The organism is Caballeronia sp. DA-9 (assembly GCF_051615025.1).
Lineage (GTDB): Bacteria > Pseudomonadota > Gammaproteobacteria > Burkholderiales > Burkholderiaceae > Caballeronia > Caballeronia sordidicola.
The window spans coordinates 1,569,714-1,584,122 of sequence record NZ_CP195133.1; the positions used below are offsets into that span (position 1 = coordinate 1,569,714).

Genomic DNA, 14,409 nt, shown 5'->3' on the forward strand with positions numbered 1-14,409 from the left:
AGCTGTACGCGCAAGACTTACTTAATGTGTGTCAACTTTCTTGTCAAATGAAAAGACCGCGCTCGGGAAAGAGCGCGGCCTTTGTTGTCTGCGTCGCGATTAATCCTAATCGTCGATTCGCAGTCCAACTTTGAGGGTGACTTGCCAGTAGGCGACTTTCCCGTCTTCGATTTGGCCGCGGGTTTCGGTGACCTGGAACCAGTGAAGATTACGAAGTGTTTTCGATGCTTTTTCGATTGCGACGCGCACGGCGTCGTCGCTGGACTGAGTTGAGGAGCCAGTCAGTTCGATTTGCTTATAGACGTGATCGGTCATGAATTCTCCGGTTGGGTGGCGTTGCGCGGTTCAGGACATGAATCGTCATGCAGACCCAGCAAAACTCGAGCCTAAAAAACAAGAGAAGGACAAAGATACGTGGGCCTGCGAGCTTGCCCGAGAACACGTGCGGCGAAGCGTGTGGATGTAGGAATACGGAGGGGGAGGGTTTCAACTGTCAGGTGTTTTACGCCGAGCGTTCTTTTGAAGTCCCAAGCAGATGGAATTGCACGCTTGGGACACTTAAGAATTAGCGGTTGGAAGGCGTTTTCTTTGCTTCGTTTCTTTGTCGCCGTTGGACAAAGAAATGAAGTCCCGCCACGGATAGTGGCTAACAGTGCTAAAAATGACAGCTAAAACGGAACGCGCGAAACCCAAAACGCAGCACCCAAGAGCGCTCTAACACCCCAAGTGCGAAAAAAACCCCTATCTCAATCGAGAAGCCGCATCCCCCGCATCCTGACGCCTGGCCCCGCGCCTCGTCCTTGAACTCGCCGCGCCCGCGCCAAACTCGCTCAAAATCTGCGTCCTGGCCCGGCTGGCAAATACCAGAAATCCGAACCCATTAGCCTCATACCAATACCCACCGTTCTCAAGTCCATCGAGCGGCTGCTCCAGCGCATTGGTAATGCACTCAACGCACCGCCGGTGCAATTCCTCCACAGCCGGATACGGCGGCTGCGCGCCCCTCACACTGCACAAAAGCACGTCAAGTCCCGGCAGGACATGCGCATACAACACCGGCTCATCCTGCGCGCGGGCGCGTGCGATCTTCGTATCGAGTTGGCCGAACGGCTTGAAATGCCTCAGCACGGCGAGAAACGACTCGTCGCCATCGACCTTCGCGCGTCTACGCTTTTTCGGGAAGGACATAAAAATTCGCCTGAAAAAGAATTGCAAAAAACGCAGCGTCCTCATGCGGCCACTCCCGTCTGGCGGGCCGCTCGTTTGTCTGGACACGTCGATCTTTTATAGCACATCGATGTGGTGGATTCACGGCGATTCAGGATAAGGGCGCAACACTCGAGTCACTCGACCTCTCGTGCAACGCCGCACGAATCTTGCCGAAAACCCCGCTGCGGCTCGCATGGCATTCATGTCTCAATAATAGACCTACGAAACCCTGCTGCGCCAAAAATTGCGAGGAAAATTCAAGCGAATGTCACGAACGGGCGTCCCCGCAACGGTGCATGCAGAAAACACAAAGCCCGCGGCGGCCAACGCGGGCTTTGTGTATCGCGGCTGAATCAATTGCGAAGGTCGAGCTACGGCTCTGCCTCAAACGCGCGGCGAGCCCTTGAGCGAGTCACGGATTTCGCGCAGCAGAAGCACATCTTCCGGCGTTGCAGGAGCAGGCGCGGGCGCTTCGTTCTTGCGCAGGCTGTTGATGAACTTCACCATGAGGAAGATGATGAACGCAAGGATGATGAAGTTGATCAACACGGTAATGAACGATCCATAGCCAAACACGGCCACGCCTGCGGTTTGCAAATCTTTATACGAACCGGGATTTCCCTTGAATGTGGGCGGTATATCACCGAGCTTGATGAACAAATTGGAAAAGTCGAGCCCGCCTGTTGCCAGCCCGACGACCGGCATGATCAGATCCTTCACGATCGAATTGACGATGGTCGAAAACGCGCCGCCGATAATCACACCGACTGCCAGATCCATCACATTGCCCTTGAGGGCGAAGGCCTTGAATTCCTGAATCATGCTCATGCGTTGCTTCCTCCATTAAAGTTCATAAGAATCGGCAGCAAGGGATGTGCCATTGGATCGTATCCAGCGAACTTCGCGCCGCCGTTCGCGAAGACTCGCATGACTCCGGCGGCACAGTTTGAAACGAATTATGGCAATAATAGCCAATCGATTGCATTTCCGTCCCTGGTTTTTTGAGCAATAGACCCAGTTGGACGACGCTTTGCGCCGCTGTGGAGTTGGGCTACGTGGAGAAGATATCGGCTCAGCTTTCCTCCGGAGGCGCGGCTTTGACGCGACCTTGCGCGATCGCCTGCACGAACGCGGCGTGATCTGCGACGGTCTGCGTGCCGTAGAGTTCGGCCCATTGCGCATAAGCGGTATCCAGCCGATCCGAACTGCCGCAATAGCCTGCGATCAGCGCGGCATCGCCGGTACGGGCATGGGCTCGCGCCAGCAGCAATCCCAGGCACCACGCATAGAAATCGAAAGTCGCGCCGTGCAGCCAGTCGACAGGAATTGATCCGCGCATGTTTTTCATCTGCCGGACATAGAAATCGCGCCCGGAAATGGTGGTCCAGCCAAGCAACGGATCTGACGAGCTTTGCAGAAGGCGCTGTCCGTGAATCACGCGCCGTCCCTGATGGCTGAACGGCTCGGGCATGGCCGGGACAAAAGGCGCGGCGGCCGGCACAATGCCTTCCTTCACCTGCATGAACAGCGGATCGCCATGTGCGCGCCCGAGCAGCAGCACCAAATATGCGCGCGTTCCGACACTGCCGACACCGACCACCCGATGCGCCACATCCACCACGTCATAGCGTTCGAGCATCGTGCGCCACTCACCGGCGATTGTTTGCATATAACCGCGCAATCCCTGGATCACGTGGTTTGTCTCCGCTGCGTCGAGCCGCGTGAGAATGGGCGGATCCTCTCGAAAACGCCAGCTTTTGCCGTAAGGCTCGGCCACGCGCGCCAGCATCGTCGCGTGGCTTCGCTTCATTGCGCGCTCGACCGCTTTCGCAATCGTCGCCTTTTCGGCGGAATTGAGTGTGACGGGCGCTTCGATATGCAGCACGCTCGCGTAGGAACGCATCTGCCAGATATCGTAGGCAGGTATCTGCCATAGCGCGGACATGGTCGTTCGGTACCCCGCGCAGGCCGTGCGCACAGCGTGTTCGCGGCCGCTGGCATCGACCCCGTTTTCCCGCGCCGCCACGTTGATGCTCGCCGTCAGCCGCTTGAGATCCCATTCCCAGGGAGCCACGATGGTTTCGTCGAAGTCGTTCAGGTCGAACACCACGTCCTGACGCGGCGTGCGAAAAAGGCCGAAATTATTGAGATGCGCATCGCCGTCGATCATCACGTGATGTCCAATGGACGGCGTTCGCGCCAGGTCCCACGCCATCACGTTCGCCGCGCCGCGCAGGAACGCAAACGGGGAGACTGCCATGCGCGCCATGCGCAACGGCACGAGCCGTTCCTGTCGGCCGGCATTGTTTGCAAGCACGCGCTCCACGGGATCCGGCCTGTCGCTTTCGGGCTGCCAGGCGGCGTGGGCATTGAACGGAACGGTGTCGCGTAACGAGCGGCCTTGTGCCCGGCTTTCCTCGGCACTGCCATTCGGAGTGGCACCTGACGCTATCGGAGCAGAGACGGGTTGAGTGGGCAAGAGAGGTCTCCTGGTCAATAGATGGCGGTGTCCCGAGACATGTGAACAGCATGGTGCGCGCCCATTCTGCTCGACAACCTGATCAACACAGGCACGTAACCTGCTAATAGTTTCTGCCCGTGGCAATACTGGGCGATGCAGTTCGAAGTTTACCGGACTCCAATGCCCAAGCCGAAACCACGCGCACCAATTATCGATCGCATGACCCAAATACCTGGACATCCGCATACATGGCTCACGATATCCGCATTGCCGAAGGTTCGCCGTTTCCGTTGGGCGCGACCTGGGACGGCGAGGGCGTCAATTTCGCGTTGTTCTCCGCGAACGCCACGAAAGTCGAACTCTGCCTTTTCGATGAAAACGGCGAGAAGGAACTCGAGCGCATCGAACTGCCTGAATACACCGATGAAGTTTTCCACGTCTATCTGTTCGGGCTGAAGCCGGGCGCGGTCTATGGGTATCGCGTTCATGGGCCGTACGAACCGGAAAACGGGCATCGGTTCAATCCGAACAAGCTGCTGCTCGATCCGTATGCGAAGGCGCATGTCGGCGAACTCAAGTGGGACCCGGCGGTATTCGGCTACACGCTCGATGACGAAGGCGAAGACCTGAGTTTCGACGAACGCGACAGTGCGCCATTCATGCAAAAGTGCCAGGTCGTGGACCAGAGCTTTTCATGGGTTCACCCAACGCGCGTTCGCGTGCCCTGGGAACAAACCATCTTCTACGAAACCCATGTGCGCGGCTACACGAAGCGCCATCCGGCCGTGCCCGAAAATTTGCGCGGCACGTTCGAAGGCCTCGGCACGAAGGAGGTGATCGAGCACATCAAGAGTCTTGGGGTGACGTCGGTCGAACTGCTGCCCATTCACGCGTTCGTGAACGACAGCCATCTCACCGACAAAGGCCTCACGAACTACTGGGGCTATAACACCATCGGCTTCTTCGCGGCCGATCCGCGCTTTTTCGCGCAGGGCCCGGGTGCCGTTTCCGAACTCAAGCAGATGATCGACCGCTTCCACGAAGCCGGGCTCGAAGTGATTCTCGACGTGGTGTACAACCACACGGCCGAGGGTAACGAACGCGGGCCGACTCTTTCGTTCAAAGGCATCGACAACGCTTCGTACTATCGCCTGCCGGACGACAAGCGCTATTACATCAACGATACCGGCACGGGCAATACGCTCAACCTGTCGCATCCGCGTGTACTGCAAATGGTGACCGACAGCCTGCGTTACTGGGTGACGGAAATGAACGTCGATGGATTCCGCTTCGATCTTGCGACCATTCTCGGCCGTGAACCCTACGGATTCGACGAAGGCGGCGGTTTTCTCGACAGTTGCCGCCAGGACCCAATCCTGTCCAGCGTGAAGCTGATTGCCGAACCGTGGGATTGCGGCCCGGGTGGTTATCAGGTGGGCGGTTTCCCGCCCGGCTGGGCCGAATGGAACGATAAATTTCGCGATACCGTGCGCGAGTTCTGGAAGGGCGAAGAGGGCGTGGCAGCGGAACTGGCCACGCGCATTACGGGTTCGGGCGACAAGTTCAACCATCGCGGACGCCGCCCTTGGGCGAGCGTGAATTTCATTACCGCTCACGACGGCTTCACATTGAACGATCTCGTCTCGTACAACGAAAAACACAACGAGGCAAACGGCGAAGGCAACAACGACGGCAGTTCGGACAACCGGTCATGGAATTGCGGCGTGGAAGGCCCGACCGACGACCCGGAAATCCGCGCACTGCGCGAACGCCAGAAACGCAACATGCTGGCTACGTTGCTATTTTCGCAAGGCACGCCCATGATCCTCGCCGGCGATGAATTTGGCCGCACGCAGCAAGGCAACAACAATGCGTATTGCCAGGACGACGACATAAGCTGGGTGAACTGGGATATCGATGAAGACGGTCGCGCCCTCATCGACTTCGTGCGCAAGCTCACGACCTTACGTCATACGCTGCCGGTGCTGCGGCGGGGGCGTTTCCTCACAGGCGAGTTCCACGAAGACCTGCAGGTGGCCGACGTCAAATGGTTCAGTCCATCGGGCGACGAACTCACGCCCGAGCAATGGGACGATCCGGCAATGCGCTGCTTCGGTCTTGTCATTGACGGCCGCGCCCAGGCCACTGGCATTCGACGTCCGGCATCGGATGCCACCTTGTTGCTGGTCGTCAACGCGCATCACGATGTCGTGGATTACACGCTGCCCGAAATTCCGGGCAGTGACCAGTGGAGCTGCCTGATCGACACCAACGCACCAATCCGCGAGGAACTCGAAGACTTCGATTCGGGTGCGGTGTATCAGGTGACAGGACGCTCGCTGTTGCTGTTCGCGCTGCACGCCCGGGGCGCGACGAAACGCATTTTCAAGCGCCTTGAGGAAGCGCTGACAGACGAAGTGGAACCGGAAGGTAAGGAAGAGGGCAATAGCGCAAGTTGATGAACGCAGGGCGTATTCACGTCGGAGTGTAGTCACAGCGGCTATCATGCGGGTCATGAAACCTTCAAAGCCGTTGACATTCCGCTTCTGCCTGCTTTTTACAACCATGCCGCGTGTTGTTCCTCGCGCTCGTAGAACATGATGCTGGCGGCGTTTTTGCGTGTCGCCGGTTGGGATCAGCTAGAACGGATCTGGGAATTCGTGGTCGGATTCTTCAAGTTCCTGTGGGCGCTGCTGCGGTTTCTTGGCGGGGGATGAAAAAAAACGCCGGACGATGCAAATCGTCCGGCGTTTTTCGGTTTCGCGGCAAACGGTCAGCTATTGTTGTCCCAGTCGCCTGAATCGTTGCTGCCCAAATCCACGCCGCCGCCGTTATCGCTCCAGTCGTTCGAGCCGTTGCCGAAGTCGAGTCCGCCGCCGTTGTTGCCGCCGCCTCGACGGCGCAATTCGTCGTCCACATCCACGGGCACTTCGCGTTCGATCACGCGTTCACGATTGCCGCCAGAGAGCGCTTCGCCGAGCAGCACACCGCCGAGCAACCCTCCCAGGCCGCCACCGAAACCGCCGCCTTGCTGCACGATGACAGGCGGCTGCTGTTGTTGCGGATAGGGCGAGTAAGGCGGCTGACCTGGCGCGGTGCGACCGAAACGCTCAGCTTCCTGCGCATACACCGACTGGTTGTCGGCGGCGCTCGCAGCCGGCGCTGCGGCGCGCGGGTCGGGGCGTCCTTCCGAACGCGCCCGCACGCTGTCGATCTGATTCGACAGATCCTCGATCGCATACGGCGGCACGGGGTTCTTCGAGTTCGACAACGCCTCGACCATCTGGCGCAGTTGTGTCTCGATGCCTTCCACTTCCTTAAGCATCCCTTCGTGCCCCGGTTGCGTCGATAAACGCACGTCGAGCTTGAGCGAGCGTACGTCGTTGAGCAGTTCCGTCGCGCGTTTAAGCTGTGTGCGGCGATCCGCATCTGCCTGGCCGTCCTCAGTGGAACGCGCGCGCTTCAGGCCCCAGCGCAACACCAGCGCAATCCCGGCGATCACCACGGCGAGCAAGACCCACATTCCCATGGACGGGCCGTGCTTCTCGGGAGCCGCTACTGCGCCCTGATTGAACGGATTGCGCGTGACCGACGTCATCGCATTGCCGGAAGAACGCTCACTCATCTGCCCGCCCAGATTCGCCGATGAATTCACGCGGTTCGCATCCGAGCGAATCCGCGCTTCCATGGCGTTGAAGCGCGACGGATCGGTGAACTTGATTGCGGGGTCGAGCGTCCTGGCCTGCTGGATCTGGGCAAGCGCATCCGCCGGACGGCCTTCGCGATCCAGCACCTGCGCGTAGAGATAGCGCGCCTTGGCGTTGTTCGGATGCGCCTGGATCACCTCGCTCAGTTGCGAGTCGGCCTGGCTCCAGTTGCCTTGCGTCATCGACTGTTCGATCTGGCCGGCGCTCGGCACGGCAAACGCCGCGGCCGAAACCAGCATGAGCGATGCAGCCAGCGCCATCACATATTTTTTCATCTGCGGACCGGGGCGTTTGCACCCGTCTCCATTCGGTGCGACATGTCGATGCAATATCCGGACGTTGCCCGCAGAGCGCGCCGTTGAATGGCAGACCTCTGCGTCGTTTGTTCACGGCGTGGCGCGTAATGGTGCGCGAGCTTTCCTGCCTGCTTGCCGCGTGACTTTACAGCGCCCTTGTGCATGGACGGCGCAAGTTTCGCGCCGTCCATGCACGAGTGAAGCTTACTGCGCTGGCGGATTGATCTGCTTCTTCAGTGCTTCCAGGCGATCTTCGACTGACGGCCCGCGCGTAAGCGCTGCGAGTTTGTCGTCGAGCGCCTTGCCGCTCTTTTGATCGGCGGAGTTCAGCCGGGCATCCGAACGCGCGTTCGATAGCTGCACCTTGTCTTCCAGCTTCTGAAAGTCTTCCGACAGGTTCTTCCCGCCAATGCCACCCAGCGCCGTCGCGGCGACATCCTTCGCGGTCGCGATCTGCTGCTTGGCCTGCAGGATGTTCGAGCGCGAGTTGAGCTCGTTGCGGCGCTGGCGCATATCTTCGATTTGCTGCTTGAGATGATCCGTCGAAGGAACCAGCGTCGCCAGTTCAGCGGCCAGCGCGTCGCGCTCGGATTCGGCATTGGCTTGCGCGCTCAGCGCTTCGCGGGCCAGCGCTTCGTCGCCGCCTTGCAGCGCACGCTTTGCGCCTTCTTCGTACTTCTTGGCCTTTTCGGCCGCGACGTCGCGCTTGCTCTGCTGCGTGGCAACCTGCGCCTCGATTTCGATCAGCGAGTTCTCGGCTTTGGCAATGCTGTCGTCGAGTTCGCGCACGATCTGACGAGCGTCTCGCGACGGGTCCTGAACGGTGTCGGCGGCGTCGTTCAACAGGCCCTTGACGGTGCGCGAGATGGAATCCAAAAGCGACATGAGTTTCCTCCTGAAATAAGTCGGCTGCCTAGCGGTGGACCATTCGGCGGACGGTGCTGCAACGTTCACGAATATCCGATGAACGCATGCTCTAAAAGTTGCCCGAACGCGGCGCGCATTGCGTCGCCGGGCTTCGTGCGTCAGGTAAATCAGGCCGGGCGCGCCGATTGCAAGCTCGCCGATACACTTTGTTTCGAGCTTCGCAGCGAGGGCAGAGTTTCAATCTTCGGCTGGCTTTAACGGCATTTGCCGACACATCCGGGCCAACGAATTAAACCATGCATCGGCTTAAACCGGACTTAACGGGTCAACCGGCCCCGGTCAAGCACAACGGTACACCAAGCGGTTGACGGTGCGCGCACTGATGCGCGCCGGGCCAGAAAATTCACCGAGGCTTCAGCCATTCTTTACGCATTCAATGGATCGTTCATGTCGAAGACCTTTCTTGTCGCGTTTGCCGTCACCGCTGTCGTTTTCCTGATTCTCGACGCCATCTGGCTCGGCGTGGTTTCGCGAAATCTCTATCAGCGGGAAATTGGCGAGTTGCTCCTACCGAAGCCGAATTTCGGCGCGGCGGCGGTCTTTTATGTCATCTATGTCGCGGGGCTGGTTTATTTCTGCGTCATGCCGAGTGTGGCAGAGCCAAGTGTCATGCGCGGGCTGATCAGCGGCGCGTTGCTCGGGGTCGTCGCGTATGCAACCTACGACCTCACGAATCTGGCGACGCTCAAGGGCTGGAGCGCGACGCTGGTTTTTATCGATATTGCGTGGGGCGCGTTTGCGAGTGCGGCGGCTTGCGCGGTTGCAGTCGCTGTGACCGCGCGCGTGGCTGCGGCGACTTGAGGCGACCTGAAGCTGTTCAGGGACGCCCGGAGAGCGACGCGTCTTCGTCCGATGCATCCGGTGACGCAAGGTCATCGGTGTAATCCGCGTTCGATTCTTCCGCTTTTTCCGCCGCGAGCGTCTGTTTGCTGGCTTCCCTCGCGACCTGAGCGGCATCTCGCGCCTCGCGCGCCGCGGCGCGTTCGGCAACTTGCCTCAATGCAACATTCAGCGGATCGGGCGTTTTTGGCGCACGCAGCCGATCGACAAGCCCCGCGACCTTGACCTGCTCGCTGGTTGCATTGAAGCTGAGTACGGCGCGCCGCATGAGTTCGCTGACACTGATGCCGAGGCCGTCGGCCGTGTTGGTGATCGCAAGTTTCTGCGCCGGGGTGACAAAAACAACGATGCGTTCGCTGGGTTTGGTGGTCATGAGCGCCTCACATGCAGGGGCCACGCAAGCACGGCCGGTCAACGTCCGTCAGCAGCACGACAGGTAACGCTTTGAATGTGCGCTGCAAGTACGGAGTCAGGCAAAATCGCGCAATCAATATATCCATCATATCGTTTTAGCGCTGCCGCGTGCTTATGTGCGTGAACGGCGCAGCGCGCGCGAGACAGCTAAGGAAGCCTTGCGGCATCAGCAACTTGCATTGTGCAGATGAGAATGCTAAAGCCCGCTTTCCTATGCCGTGCGGCCGCGCGCGCGCACGTGCGAAAAGCGGAAAACCTTTCCGCATCAACGGTGCGTTCGGTCTGTATCAAAGGTCTCACAATGAATTTACTTACAAAAAAATCGGGGCTCCGCCGGTGCTCGTCGCTCGAATTCTTTAAAATGCGCTGTTATTCTGCGCGGGGCCGTGGGCGTTGCAGCTTTCTTACAACGCCATAATGGCCCAGCCGCGGGAACGCGCAGCCAGTCCGGGGACATCGGCGTGCAACGCATGCGACTCGCAGTCCGAGCCGCAGAGCTCATCCATGACGACGGCTGCACATTCAGCTTCAAGGCGCAAAGGGCTTTTGGCTTTGCAGCCTCAACATTCATCGTCACGCGGCAGGTTGGCGTGGCGCACCGGGCGCCCCAGAAGCGCACCGTTCAAATCCAGTCATGCCAATTATCAAACGACCAAAATCCTCGAACGCACCCCGCGATGACCGGGATCAAGACGGTCCTTACCGTTATCGCCAACCTTCCGGTCACGCCTCCGCCGGACCCTCCATAGCGCTGCGCCTCCTGCTGTGGTTTGTCGGACTGATCGCCGTCATGGCAATCGTTGGCGCGTTGATCGTGGGATATGCGCTCGTGGTGATGGGGCCGAATCTGCCTTCGCTCGACGCCATCACCGATTACCGGCCAAAAGTGCCTCTGCGCATCTATACGGCGGATCACGTGCTGATTGGAGAGTTTGGTGAGGAACGCCGGCGCATTGCGCGCTTCGACGAAATCCCGGACCAGATGAAAAAAGCCGTGCTCGCAATCGAGGACTATCGGTTCTACGAGCATGGCGGCGTGGACTTTGTCGGCATTGCGCGTGCAGGTGTGAGCGATATCCTGCATGGCGGTGCATCGCAGGGCGCGAGCACGATCACCATGCAGGTCGCGCGCAACTTCTTCCTTTCCAGCGAGAAGACCTACACACGCAAGATCTACGAAATGCTGCTCGCGTACAAGATCGAGCGGGCGCTGACCAAGGACCAGATTCTCGAGTTGTACATGAACCAGATTTATCTGGGCGAGCGCTCGTACGGATTTGCATCGGCGGCGCGGGTGTATTTCGGCAAGGATCTGAAGGATCTCACGCTCGCCGAATGCGCGATGCTCGCGGGCCTGCCAAAAGCGCCGTCCGCGTATAACCCGGTGGTCAATCCGAAGCGCGCGAAAATCCGCCAGCAATACATCCTGAAGCGCATGCTCGATCTGAAATTCATCACGCAGGAGCAATTCGATCAAGCGAGCGCCGAGGAATTGCACGCCCGAGTGGCGGGCACCGAATACAGCGTGCATGCCGAGTACGTCGCGGAGATGGTGCGGCAGATGATGTACGCGCAGTATCGCGACGAAACCTACACGCGCGGTTTCTCGGTGACTACGACCATCGATTCCGTCGATCAGGACGCGGCTTATCGCGCGGTCCGGAAAGGCGTGATGGATTACGAGCGGCGCCATGGGTATCGCGGGCCGGAAGGTTTCGTCAATTTGCCGGCGAACCCGGATGACCGCGATGAGGCCATCGACGACGCACTCGCCGATCATCCCGACAACGGCGACATCATTGCGGGCGTGGTGACGTCGGTGAACCCAAAGCAGGTTGTGGTGGAATTTGTCAACGCCGATCCGGCGACCGTTACCGGCGATGGCTTGCGTTTTGTCGCCACCGGCCTGCGTGCCAACGCGCCGCAAGCGGTGAAGATCAAGCCGGGTTCCATCGTGCGGGTGATGAGGGACGCGAAGGACAACTGGACGATCACGCAGTTGCCGCAAGTGGAGGGCGCGCTGGTTTCGCTCGTGCCGCAGGACGGGGCGATTCGTGCGCTGATTGGCGGCTTCGATTACAACAAGAACAAGTTCAATCACGTCACGCAGGCATGGCGCCAGCCGGGGTCGAGCTTCAAGCCGTTCATCTATTCGGCGTCGCTCGAAAAGGGTCTTGGACCGGCGACGATCATCAACGACGCGCCGCTATATTTCCCGCCTACATCGCCAGGTCAGCAGGCGTGGGAACCCAAGGACGACGATCAGCCGGATGGCCCGATGTCCATGCGCACCGCGTTGCAGAAGTCGAAGAATCTGGTATCGATCCGGATTTTGTCGTTCATCGGCACGAAGTATGCGCAGGATTACGTCACGCAGAAGTTCGGTTTCGATGCCGATAAAACCCCGCCATATTTGCCGCTCGCACTCGGCGCGGGTCTCGTCACGCCGCTGCAACTGGCGGGCGGTTATTCGGTCTTTGCAAACGGCGGCTCGCGAATCAATCCGTACCTGATCGGTGAGGTCGCCGATGCGCGCGGCACCGTGATCTCGCGCGCCAATCCGCTGCTGGCGGGGAACAACGCACCGCAAACCCTCGAACCACGCAATGCTTACGTGATGAACAGCTTGCTGCATTCGGTCGCAACGGCCGGCACGGGTTCGGGCACCAATGTGCTCAAGCGCAACGACCTGCAAGGCAAGACCGGTACGACCAACGACGCCAAGGACGGCTGGTTCGCGGGTTACCAGCATCAACTCGTTGCTGTCGCGTGGATGGGCTACGACCAGCCGAAGTCGCTCGGTGGCCGCGAGTTCGGTGCGCAACTTGCGCTGCCGATCTGGGTCGAGTTCATGCAGCATGCGCTCGCCAAGATCCCTCAGCAGCCAATGGAAATGCCTGAAGGCCTGACGAGCATTGACGGAGACCTGTTCTTCGCCGATAAAACCCCGGGCAATGGTTTTGTCGCGAGTATCGGCATGGATACGGCGAATCCCGCGGAAGGTTCCAGCGATGCCGTGGGTGGCGTGGGACCGGGCGGCCTGACACCGCCGCCTCCGCCACCGGATGTTGCTCCGGCTGAACGCCAGGAGATCATGAATCTCTTCAAGGGCCATTGAGCCGATATAAAAAGCCAAAAGAAAAACGCGCCGCAAATCTGATTGCGGCGCGTTTTTTATGGTGCGGCGATTATGGCCGGCAAGTTAGGCGTTGCGAACTTACTTGCCGAGCGTTGACGCCGGTTTCACGTCGCATTGAGTGCTAATGCTCGACTGGTCCGAGAACGTTAGTTTCAATGGAATTGTGGTGCCGGCTTTGAGCGGCTTGGGCGCGTCTTCGAGCATCAGGTGATAGCCGCTCGGCGCAAATGTCAGCGTGCCGTGCGCGGGGACATCGGCGGAATCAACCATTGCCATGGTCGATGTACTGCCGTTGCTGCTCGATTTATGCAGCATCGCCATGCCGAACGCGGGCGTTTCAGCGCCGGTGAGCGTAGCGGGTTTATCGCCGTTATTCGACACCACGAAGTAGCCCGATGAAGGCAAGCTCGCCGGCATCAAGCGGATCCAGCAATCGTGTGCTGAGAGTGTCGCGGCTTGCGTGCTCGATACGGCCATGGCGCTTGCTGCAAGCAAACCAGCGTGAATCAGTGTGCGTTTTTTCATGTGGGGATCACTTCACGTTGAATAGGTAGTGGCCTTGCGTACGATGCCCGTCTTCGGCCACCGCAGTCCATTCCACCTGATACGCGCCGGTCTTGAGTTCGCCGAGCGCCACGCTCATATGCTTCTTGTTAGTGGCATCGACGGCTGACTTTGCGTTGTTGACCTGCTTGCCCGCCGCATCCACGACAATCAGCGTGCTGAAGGTGGGCTCCAGGCCTTCCGAGAAATCGATAGCAACTTCGTGCGGCGCTTCTACGGTCGCGTCGGGCGCCGGACTTTGGTGCTTCGGCAGTGCATGGGCCACGGCGAATTGGGCCGTGACCAGAAGGGCAGCGGCGAGCGCGCCATGCTTGAGCACGTTTGCGGTGTTTGAAAGAGACGAGTTCATGCTGATCCTGTTTGCGCGAGAAAAAGGTGCCGGCGATACAGCCAGCGGCATTGCGGCGAATCAGGCGAAGAAAGGCGGTGCGCGAGGAAGCGCCGCGAACACGGGCGTGCAGGGCGCGGCGGGCTGAGCCGGAGCAGTGCCCGGCGAAGTCGCGGCAATGACAAGCGCTGGAAGCGCATTAAGTGAAGAGGGCGCTGCGGGCGAGTGCGCGGCGAAATTGCAGTATCCGCACGCGTCCCAATGACCTGCGGCCGAGTGCTGCGAAGGCGTTTGATCGTGAGTGCGTGTCTGCGTGTGCGGTACTGCGGAACAGTGACCGCTTAGAATGGCGTTAGCGCGAGCGCCTGAAGCAAGTGCTTGCGATACGGCCGGCGCGAGAGCCGTCATCAGAATGACGAACATTCCAACAAGGCTGCCGAACTTGCGGACGAGACGACGGCGCATGAGGCTGGCTATGGCTTCTAAAGCAATGAGCTGTTGATTATGCCACGCGCGGAGCAGGG

At 59.5% G+C, this 14,409-nt stretch carries 14 protein-coding genes and 1 pseudogene; 5 read left to right on the forward strand and 10 right to left on the reverse strand.

Annotated features, from left to right (window positions below):
• Positions 1-105: 105 nt before the first annotated feature.
• From ACRWA7_RS23255 to ACRWA7_RS23270, 4 genes are all read right to left on the reverse strand, one after another.
• Complete coding sequence (locus ACRWA7_RS23255) at positions 106-315, reverse strand: dodecin (protein WP_060857109.1); 210 nt, start codon at positions 313-315, stop codon at positions 106-108.
• Positions 316-741: 426 nt separating this feature from the next.
• Entirely contained in the window at positions 742-1,233 is a 492-nt protein-coding gene (locus ACRWA7_RS23260; RefSeq protein WP_060857110.1) for a hypothetical protein, read from the reverse strand.
• A 360-nt stretch (positions 1,234-1,593) separates the two neighbouring features.
• Entirely contained in the window at positions 1,594-2,037 is a 444-nt protein-coding gene (gene mscL / locus ACRWA7_RS23265) for a large conductance mechanosensitive channel protein MscL (protein WP_060857111.1), read from the reverse strand.
• A 244-nt stretch (positions 2,038-2,281) separates the two neighbouring features.
• Positions 2,282-3,688: a DUF2252 domain-containing protein gene (locus ACRWA7_RS23270; RefSeq protein ID WP_438396357.1), complete on the reverse strand. Its 1,407-nt coding sequence runs from the start codon at positions 3,686-3,688 to the stop codon at positions 2,282-2,284.
• A 230-nt stretch (positions 3,689-3,918) separates the two neighbouring features.
• On the opposite strand from ACRWA7_RS23270, the gene glgX reads away from it, so the two are divergent.
• The gene (gene glgX, locus ACRWA7_RS23275) at positions 3,919-6,129 is read left to right on the forward strand and encodes a glycogen debranching protein GlgX (RefSeq protein ID WP_438396358.1); all 2,211 of its coding nucleotides are present in this window, start codon (positions 3,919-3,921) and stop codon (positions 6,127-6,129) included.
• 314 nt (positions 6,130-6,443) lie between these two features.
• On the opposite strand, the gene ACRWA7_RS23280 is transcribed toward glgX, so the two are convergent.
• Positions 6,444-7,652, reverse strand: a complete 1,209-nt coding sequence (locus ACRWA7_RS23280; protein WP_438396360.1) for a tetratricopeptide repeat protein — start codon at positions 7,650-7,652, stop codon at positions 6,444-6,446.
• Between the two features lie 225 nt (positions 7,653-7,877).
• Positions 7,878-8,558 carry a PspA/IM30 family protein gene (locus tag ACRWA7_RS23285; protein WP_060857114.1) on the reverse strand — a complete coding sequence of 227 codons (681 nt, stop codon included), beginning with the start codon at positions 8,556-8,558 and terminating at the stop codon, positions 7,878-7,880.
• Positions 8,559-8,636: 78 nt separating this feature from the next.
• Here ACRWA7_RS23285 and ACRWA7_RS23290 point away from each other — a divergent pair, with 78 nt between their 5' ends.
• Both ACRWA7_RS23290 and ACRWA7_RS23295 read left to right on the forward strand, forming a co-directional pair.
• Positions 8,637-8,798 carry a hypothetical protein gene (locus ACRWA7_RS23290; RefSeq protein ID WP_438396361.1) on the forward strand — a complete coding sequence of 54 codons (162 nt, stop codon included), beginning with the start codon at positions 8,637-8,639 and terminating at the stop codon, positions 8,796-8,798.
• A 189-nt stretch (positions 8,799-8,987) separates the two neighbouring features.
• Positions 8,988-9,401, forward strand: a complete 414-nt coding sequence (locus tag ACRWA7_RS23295) for a DUF2177 family protein (protein WP_438396362.1) — start codon at positions 8,988-8,990, stop codon at positions 9,399-9,401.
• Positions 9,402-9,417: 16 nt separating this feature from the next.
• Here the strand turns inward: ACRWA7_RS23295 and ACRWA7_RS23300 are convergent, their stop codons facing one another.
• Positions 9,418-9,813 (reverse strand): hypothetical protein, encoded by a 396-nt coding sequence (locus tag ACRWA7_RS23300; RefSeq protein WP_060857116.1) that lies wholly within the window; start codon positions 9,811-9,813, stop codon positions 9,418-9,420.
• A 675-nt stretch (positions 9,814-10,488) separates the two neighbouring features.
• On the opposite strand from ACRWA7_RS23300, the gene ACRWA7_RS23305 reads away from it, so the two are divergent.
• The gene (locus ACRWA7_RS23305) at positions 10,489-12,972 is read left to right on the forward strand and encodes a penicillin-binding protein 1A (protein WP_438396364.1); all 2,484 of its coding nucleotides are present in this window, start codon (positions 10,489-10,491) and stop codon (positions 12,970-12,972) included.
• 99 nt (positions 12,973-13,071) lie between these two features.
• Here ACRWA7_RS23305 and ACRWA7_RS23310 read toward each other — a convergent pair whose 3' ends face one another.
• Both ACRWA7_RS23310 and copC read right to left on the reverse strand, forming a co-directional pair.
• Positions 13,072-13,518 (reverse strand): copper chaperone PCu(A)C, encoded by a 447-nt coding sequence (locus ACRWA7_RS23310; RefSeq protein ID WP_438396366.1) that lies wholly within the window; start codon positions 13,516-13,518, stop codon positions 13,072-13,074.
• A 7-nt stretch (positions 13,519-13,525) separates the two neighbouring features.
• Positions 13,526-13,906 (reverse strand): copper homeostasis periplasmic binding protein CopC, encoded by a 381-nt coding sequence (gene copC / locus ACRWA7_RS23315; RefSeq protein WP_438396368.1) that lies wholly within the window; start codon positions 13,904-13,906, stop codon positions 13,526-13,528.
• Between copC and ACRWA7_RS23320 the strand changes: the two genes are divergently transcribed.
• Positions 13,905-14,033 (forward strand): hypothetical protein, encoded by a 129-nt coding sequence (locus ACRWA7_RS23320; RefSeq protein ID WP_438396876.1) that lies wholly within the window; start codon positions 13,905-13,907, stop codon positions 14,031-14,033. The genes copC and ACRWA7_RS23320 overlap by 2 nt on opposite strands.
• Positions 14,034-14,038: 5 nt before the next feature.
• On the opposite strand, the pseudogene ACRWA7_RS23325 reads toward ACRWA7_RS23320, so the two are convergent.
• Positions 14,039-14,350, reverse strand: a pseudogene (locus tag ACRWA7_RS23325) (DUF2946 domain-containing protein); the annotation flags it as partial.
• Positions 14,351-14,409: the final 59 nt, after the last annotated feature.